Genomic DNA, 7,846 nt, shown 5'->3' on the forward strand with positions numbered 1-7,846 from the left:
CTCAATTCCCTGGCTCTCTGTTTGTTCTGCAGCCTCGCCAGCGCATCAGTAATGTCCGCCGACCCTATAAACGCTTCCTCTTCCGGCAGCGTCATTGGTGACGACGTGCTCTATAGCATCGGCGGCGGCAACGCCGTGACCATGGGCAGTGCCGGCAATATGGACAGCATTTCAGTGGGCGGAGGCTGGAGTAGTAACCTGGTCTGCGGAAACATGAACCTGAGCACCACGCTGGAAAACCAGTTGAACGGAGCAACCTCCGGGTTTCAGAACATCATGACATCTGTGGTTTCGAACGCCACCGGCGCAGTTGCATCGCTGCCCGCCCTGATACTCCAACGATCAAACCCTGCGCTGTACAACCTGATCACCAACGGGATCTTGCAAGCCAGGCTCGATTTTGATCGTTCGAAGGGCACCTGTCGGGCCATCGCGAACAAGATGGCAGACGTTGCGGGAAACCAGATGGGCTGGGGCAAGCTCGCCGAGGGGCAGGCAATGAGTGAGACCCTGGCGACCAATTCAGATGCCATCTCAGCGATCGAGCAGGTCGAGAAGAAAGGCGGAAATGATGGGGTGACCTGGATCGGAGGCGAGCGAGCCGGTGGCTCGGGGCAAAAGCCTATCCGCATCGTGAGCGACGTAGCGAAGGCAGGCTACAACATGCTGAACAAGCGATCAGTGAATGACAGCTCCTCGATTAGCCGTGATAGCTGCAATAACGGCCTGATCTGCAATGTATGGTCATCGCCGGGGGAAGCAACAACCTTCGCCAATCGTGTGCTCGGGGAACAACAACAACAAACCTGTGACATCTGCTCAAAAACCGTGACCGCCACCGGCGTAGGCCTCACTCCGCTGATTCAGGAAACCTACGACACCAAGCTGGAAGTGCTGCAAGGTCTTCTGACAGGCAGTAAGCCCTTAACCGTTGAGAACCTCCAGGCCGCGAGCAGCAATTCCCTGCCTGTCACGCGGGGCGTGGTGAGCGCGCTGAAAGACGAGCGTGATCAGGATGTGTTGGCCCGCCGCCTCGCGTCAGAGGTCGCGCTTTCCGACGTTCTGGAGAAAGCGCTAGCGCTTCAGCGCACGATGATGGCCGGCAGCAAAGAGCCCAACGTTGCCTCCAACGACCTGGCAGTCCAGGCAGTAAGTCAACAGAGCTCAGCGCTGCAGCAAGAGATCGGCAACCTGAAAATGGAACTCGATATGCGCCAGCAGCTCGCGCAGAACTCGCCGATGAAGATCATCGAGCGGAGCAGAGACCGAGCCGAAAGCTCGCGCGCGGTGATGCAAGGCGATCCGGAAATGGATCGCTTGAACAAGCTGCAGTCGCCTAGCAAACAGCGCAACTGAGGAATCCGTCATGCCCGATTCCCAGATGCATCGCATCAGTTCCCAGCTTTCTTCAGCCTTGAGTCTCCTTGGAAAAGGAGTGAAGACGATAGCCTGCCTGGTGCTGCTTGGCGTGCTGGCCATCGCGCTGAGCGCGGTCATGTTCCGGCTCGTCGGCGGAGTGCAGGGCTGGCAGGCCTGGAGAACCGACCATTACTGGCACCTGCTGGCCTGGCGAATGACGCTGTACGTCGGCCTGGCCGCCGGCTGGGTAACGCTGAAAGCCAAGTTTCACAAACAAGAGGCGGAACAGCGCGATAAGCGACTGCACAGAGTGGAAATCATGGCCGCGCTGTTGGTGCTGTTGATCGAGCTGAGCAAGGTCGCAGTCGAGCAAGGAGACTTCCTGTGACGCTCTATACCAATGATTATCTTGAGTACTACCTGACCCTAGTGGGATGGATCATCAATAACGGCATCTGGGAAATGATCCAGGACTCAGGGCTCTTCGCGGTTCCCTTCTGCGTGATCATCGTGAGGGAATGGCTCAAAGCCCGGGGCGAAGGCGCTGATGAGGGCAATAAGGGAGTGCTGTCCCTGGCTCGGATCGAAACCGGTATCTACGTGGGCTATGTGGTGGTCGCGCTGTGTGGCGTGCCGGCGGTGACGGTCAGCTTCGACACGCTCCAGTTTGATCAGGCCCGCGCACAGCAGTGTCAGTACAACCTGCCTTCCCCTGCCGACACGGGCTGGAATACTTCCTTCACAAGCCTCGCAGGGCAAAGTGCACGCTTGCCAGTGTGGTGGGCTTTTATGCACTCCCTCTCCAAGGGGCTGACCAATGGAGCAGTGGCCTCTATACCTTGCGGCACGGATCTCAGGCAAATGCGGATGGATGTCGACAACACACGCATCAACAATCCCCTCCTTGCTCAAGAAATTGCCGACTTCACCCACGATTGCTACGGCCCGTCCCGCGCTCGGCTATTCATGCGTCAACCTGAGCTAGGGTCGGCAGCAAACAATAGTGAGACCCTCAAGGACTTGAGTTGGATTGGCTCAAGCTTCTTTCTGAAAACCTCCGGGTATTACGACACAGACCACTCTAAAACACCGCGCGCCTCCTGGCCGTACAACGCCAACCGGGATGTGGGACTGCCACAGGTTTCAGGTGGCGGCGGATATCCCACCTGCAGGCAGTGGTGGTCGGACGATGGGACAGGGCTCAAAGACAGGATTCAGGCGCAGATTGATCCAGGCCTGATGACGCGATTCCTCGGTTGGGCGAAGTGGCTGTCGTCCGATGAAGTGAATGAAGCGCTGGTTCGGCAGCTCGTCGCGCCGTCCAGCCAAGTACAAGGGGCGGTCTATACAGATTACGGCGGGCAGATTGGCGGCACCGTATGGAACGGCGCAGCGCGCGCTGGCGGCACCCTGGGTGTCGCACTTGGATCGCTTGCTTACTTCCCGGGCATGGACATGGTCCGTCAGGCGTTGCCCATGGTGATGGCGTTTTTGAAGATGGCGATGGTGGTCAGCATGCCGCTGGTCTTGGTGATCGGGGCCTATCAGTTGAAGACAGCGATGACCATGACAGTCGTCTTCTTCTCGCTGATCTTTGTGGATTTCTGGTTCCAGTTGGCACGCTGGATAGACAGCACAATCCTGGATGCCCTGTACGGGTCAGGGTCGCCACATCTCAGCTTTGACCCAGTGATGGGGCTGAATACGGCGACGCAGGACGCGATCCTGAATTTTGTGATGGGTGCGATGTTCATCATCTTGCCTGCGTTCTGGATCGCCGCACTGGGTTGGGCGGGAATCTCAGCCGGTTCAGTGATGAGCGGACTGCAAGTTGGAACCGACGGCGTGCGTAGCGCTGGAGCCAAGGGCGGGGAGCTGGGAACGAAGGGAATAGATGCCAGCTCGGGAGGCAAAAAGTAGAGCGGCAGATCGGCTGCAGGCTAACGGTCCGCGACGGCTCAGCTGTCATCCCCGTCGATACGCTCTCCGTTGAGGTAATAGCCGTAGCCCGACAGCCCGTAGCGGTAGCCACCCTCGTCCTCGCGCATGCATTCACTTACTTGGGCCATAGGAGACAGATCTCCCTTAGCAAGCACGAAGAGGATCAGCCCGAATGAGATTAGGGACAGAACGGCACCCGCGATCCAGCTGAGAAACTGCACGGCCACGGCGGTCAGTAGGACCAATAAAACGGCACGTTTTACCCAGCGCAGCAAGGAGTTCGAGTCGACCAAAAAGAAACGGATTACCCGGCCTATGCTGTAGCCCAGACGGTTCGCCACTCCTGGTTGCCTAGATGTGGCCATAGTAGATATCTCCTTGTCAGCTCCGTCATCCTGTCCGCAGATATAAACCGGAATTCCAGAGCGCGCAACTCAAACGGGCTGATATGCCAACAGCATCTCTCTTGCCTAATTGCCCTGCGCTTGAGCATGTCACCAAAGCTTCATCGAATGTGTCCTCAGGGTAACGGCGTGATGGGCCACACCGAGAGCCCCGAGTGATGGGCGAATTTCTCAACCTCCCAGTGCATGACTTGCAAAATGGCCGGGAGCCAAATGGCTGCAAGCAAACGGAATGGTTATTCAAGGGTAAAAGCCCTATCTGAAAGGGCTCGGAGCGAAAAAGGTGTCCACCCCGCTCTACCCCGTACGTTAAGCGTGAACACCATTAATCCCAATATCTGGGATTCACTTGTAGGAAAAGGCCACAGAGCGCACATGCCTTGTAGGAAATTCCATACATTCGAACAAGACCCGTCCTCTTTCAGATATCTACCCACGCAGTCATCTTCTATTGACTAGGTAGTGCCCTTCGAAATGCGTTGTAAAGCGAGCGCCGTTTTCTCGTTGTACCGAGAGAGTCGATAGTGGAAAAGCCTGCCCCGTGAACTGTCTTTGGAGCTGGCCATGTTTTCTCTCTTCCGTCGAATCAAGGAACCGCCTCGTGTTAAGGAATCGCCGGGCGGCTTTCTGCTTTCTGAACGGGCGAGCGAGCTCTTGGCCACGCCGCGCAGACAAGCACTGCTGGAAAACATCTGGCAGCGGGCCTCCCTGTCTCGGCAGCAGTTCGTGAGCCTATATCGACTGCCGCTCGAACGTTATGCCGACTTGGTCCAGCAGCTCCCTGCCTCCGAAAATCATCATCATGCTCACCTCGGCGGCATGCTGGATCACGGCCTGGAAATCGTTGCCTATGCCTTGAAGATCCGACAGTCCTATCTCCTCCCGATCGGCGCCCCTCCAGAATCCCAATCAGCCCAAGCTGAAGCCTGGACCGCGGCTGCAGCCTACGGAGCGTTGCTGCATGACATTGGGAAGATCGCGGTGGACCTTCACGTCGAATACCAGTGCGGAAAGGCGTGGCACCCATGGCATGGCCCGATCAGAAACCCTTACCGATTCCGCTATACAAAAGGCCGGGACTATCAACTCCACGGGGCGGCAGCGGCACTTCTCTATTCGCAGATTCTGTCGGGGGAGATCCTCGACTGGCTCTGCGGCTTCCCCGAGCCGTGGTCGCAGCTGATCTATGTGCTGGCTGGCCAGTATGAAAAAGCCGGCATTTTGGGTGAGATCGTCATTAAGGCGGATCAGGCGTCCGTCGCACAGGAACTGGGAGGGAATCCGTCTCGTGCACTGGCGGCACCGAAGCAGTCACTGCAGAGGCAACTGGCCGACGGACTACGCCACCTGGTGCGCGACAAATTCAAACTGAACCAGCCTGACGGACCGTCGGATGGCTGGCTCGCCGACGATGCACTGTGGCTCGTCAGCAAGCCGATCGCAGATCAACTGCGAGCATTCCTGCTCGTACAGGGAGTCGATGGCGTGCCGAGTTCAAACGCGCCATTTTTCAACATGCTGCAGGATCAGGGAGTGATTCAGACCAACGCCCAAGACAAAGCGATCTGGAAAATTGCCATTGATAACGGCAACGGCTGGAAGAACAGCTTCACCGTATTGAAGCTCTCGCCGGCTTTGATCTGGACAGATCCCAAGGATCGCCCACCCCCATATTCCGGCTCGGTGACAGTTGAGGCAGGCGACGCCAGCGAGGGCATCGAAGCTGCTGTGCACCCTTCCCAGCAACAGCCGGGTGGAGAGGCACATGCCGCAAACATACCCCGAGCGCCGAGTGTCACGCAGGTTACCTCACCAGCGATCCCCGACCTTGCCGAGGTTGCGTCGCTACTCAGCCTTCTGGAGAGCGTTACCAGTCCTGAGCCACCGCCAGAGACTCCGGCACCCGGATCACTGCCTTCAGATGAGGTGCAGATACGCGAAGCCAGCCCGATCGACCCGCCAAACGCCATCGTTGACGTGCCCACTCCCATGGCAAACGAAGCAGGCGACTTAGGCGCAACCTTCGTGGAATGGCTTCGCGCCGGCTTGGTTTCGCGCCGAATCATCATCAACGACACCAAGGCGCTGGTGCACACCGTGGATGCCACCGCGATGCTCGTTACGCCCGGGATCTTCAAGCGCTTCGTGCAGGAGTTTCCGGCCTTGGAAGCCCAGGCAACCGCCAAAAAGATTCATGCGTGGCAGTTGGTACAGCGCGCCTTCGAAAAACAAAAAATGCACAGAAAGACGGAGAAAGGTTTGAACATTTGGACGTGTAAAGTTGCCGGTCCCAGAAGCACCAGGCAACTTAAAGGATACCTGCTGAAGGACCCTCTCACGGTCTTTGTCGATGTGCCTTTCGACAACCCAAGCCTGAGCATCGAAGCATCATCGGTGACTTCGGTATGAGCACCGCCATGGACCTGACCCACGACTACATCTTCACTCACGACCTGAGAGAATCAACGGCCAAAATCTATCTCGCCGCCACGCGAGCTTTGCTTCGGCACTTTGGAGAAACAAGCCCGGTTGAGTCGATTGATCACAGGTCGGTGCTCGGATGGCGACGCGGGGAACTGGAACGTGGTCTCGCTAAACAGAGCTGGAACACCTACTCGAATCACCTGCGTACCGTGTGGGGATATGCCATCGAGCATGGGACGCTGAATCACACTTCGATCAATCCCTTCAGAAAGACCGCAGTCATCCCTCCGAAAAGGCCGAGTAAAACCATCGCACGGGACGGCATCAAACGTGCGCGCAGTTGGCTCAGGTCGATGGTGGCCGAGGAAAGATGCACGAAAAAAAGATGCAAGGTCACTCCGGCCTGGTTCTGGCTCGGTGTATTCGAGATGTTTTACTACACCGGTATCCGGCTGAACGCCCTGCTGACGCTCCGATACAGAGACGTGGACTGGATCAACAAGATCATCACCGTCCAGGCAGATACGGAGAAGACTCACCGAGAGTTCTCGGTCCCGATAATGCCTGGCCTGGAGCCCCACATCTTGCGTCTGCTCGAGGCCGCCCGAGATAAGGGATTTGAGCCGAATGATCAGCTCTTCAACGTGAACCGGTTTTCGATGCATTACCGATCAGCGGTTATGAACATCGACCAGATCGAGGGCATGTACAAGAAGCTAAGCCAGGAGATCGGCATCCGCATGTCCCCTCACCGCTTCCGACACACACTAGCGACAGACCTGATGAGGCAACCGGAGCGAAACATCCATCTGACGAAGAGTTTGCTGAACCACTCCAATATCGCCACGACGCTGAGCTACATCGAAGTCGATTACGACCACATGCGCACCGTGCTGCATGAACGGAGTCTGGCGCAAGGCGCGATAGCTTTCGAGCGACGCGTCGATGAGCAGATACCAACCTGTGCCCATCCGCCGCTCGCAGCTCCGGCCGCAGCATCTGAACCGCCGCTGCTATTGGTGGCTCCAGACGAGCCAGAACGTGAAGCCACACTCGAGGATGAGCTAGAAACCATCGAATTCATCCACAAGACTTCAGATTCCAAGCACCTGACACACGTCGCCAGACTTGAGTCAGAACGGTTTAGCTTGGAGCAGGCCTTGCTTCCGATGGGAACGGGGCTGAGTCACGAACTCACGTGGGATGGACCAGGGACATGGTGGGAGGATCTTGAGTTGCCGAAGCCGCCGGCAGAGGGCGAGGCATCAGAGCATTCGCTGATGCTGACATTGATGCTCAACAGACTTGGGAAAAGATCATTTGGCTGGTAGCCAGGATGGGCCAACCGAGAAAAAACGGCCGCGCAGATCACTGAAGCCAGCTCATGCAAACCCGCCAGATTACCAATCGGGGTGCATCATTTTTACCAGCTACCCATTACCGTTTTTTTCGACGAAGGGTCGCTGATTCCATTGACTCCGCTGCAGGCGGTCGTCCCTGCCATCGCGCCGATCAATATTGACATCACGTCAACTCGAAACTAAGGTTCGCCCCAGACGGCTGCATGTCTGTACGTTCGGCGAAAGCTAGATCCGACCTCAGGACTCGCGCCCCACTGCCTTTCAGGCAAAAAAAAATCTGGAAATCCGCATTTTCATGGGCCTTCCAGATTTTCGAAATGGTGGGTCGTGTGGGATTCGAACCTACGACCAATTGGT

The 7,846-nt window shown here is 57.1% G+C and carries 5 protein-coding genes; all 5 read left to right on the plus strand.

What is annotated here, in order from left to right:
* The first annotated feature begins 51 nt into the window (after positions 1-51).
* Positions 52-1,356: an integrating conjugative element protein gene (locus BMY98_RS18585; protein WP_425438892.1), complete on the plus strand. Its 1,305-nt coding sequence runs from the start codon at positions 52-54 to the stop codon at positions 1,354-1,356.
* Between the two features lie 10 nt (positions 1,357-1,366).
* Positions 1,367-1,747 (plus strand): hypothetical protein, encoded by a 381-nt coding sequence (locus tag BMY98_RS18590; RefSeq protein ID WP_139214535.1) that lies wholly within the window; start codon positions 1,367-1,369, stop codon positions 1,745-1,747.
* The gene (locus tag BMY98_RS18595; protein WP_074891588.1) at positions 1,744-3,279 is read left to right on the plus strand and encodes a conjugal transfer protein TraG N-terminal domain-containing protein; all 1,536 of its coding nucleotides are present in this window, start codon (positions 1,744-1,746) and stop codon (positions 3,277-3,279) included. Before BMY98_RS18590 ends, BMY98_RS18595 begins: the two co-directional genes overlap by 4 nt.
* 989 nt (positions 3,280-4,268) lie before the next feature.
* Positions 4,269-6,113 carry a MobH family relaxase gene (gene mobH / locus BMY98_RS18605; protein ID WP_139214536.1) on the plus strand — a complete coding sequence of 615 codons (1,845 nt, stop codon included), beginning with the start codon at positions 4,269-4,271 and terminating at the stop codon, positions 6,111-6,113.
* A gap of 8 nt (positions 6,114-6,121) precedes the next feature.
* Positions 6,122-7,459, plus strand: a complete 1,338-nt coding sequence (locus BMY98_RS18610) for a site-specific integrase (protein ID WP_245760093.1) — start codon at positions 6,122-6,124, stop codon at positions 7,457-7,459.
* Positions 7,460-7,846 lie beyond the last annotated feature (387 nt).

It is taken from the genome of Pseudomonas graminis, from assembly GCF_900111735.1.
GTDB lineage: Bacteria > Pseudomonadota > Gammaproteobacteria > Pseudomonadales > Pseudomonadaceae > Aquipseudomonas > Aquipseudomonas graminis.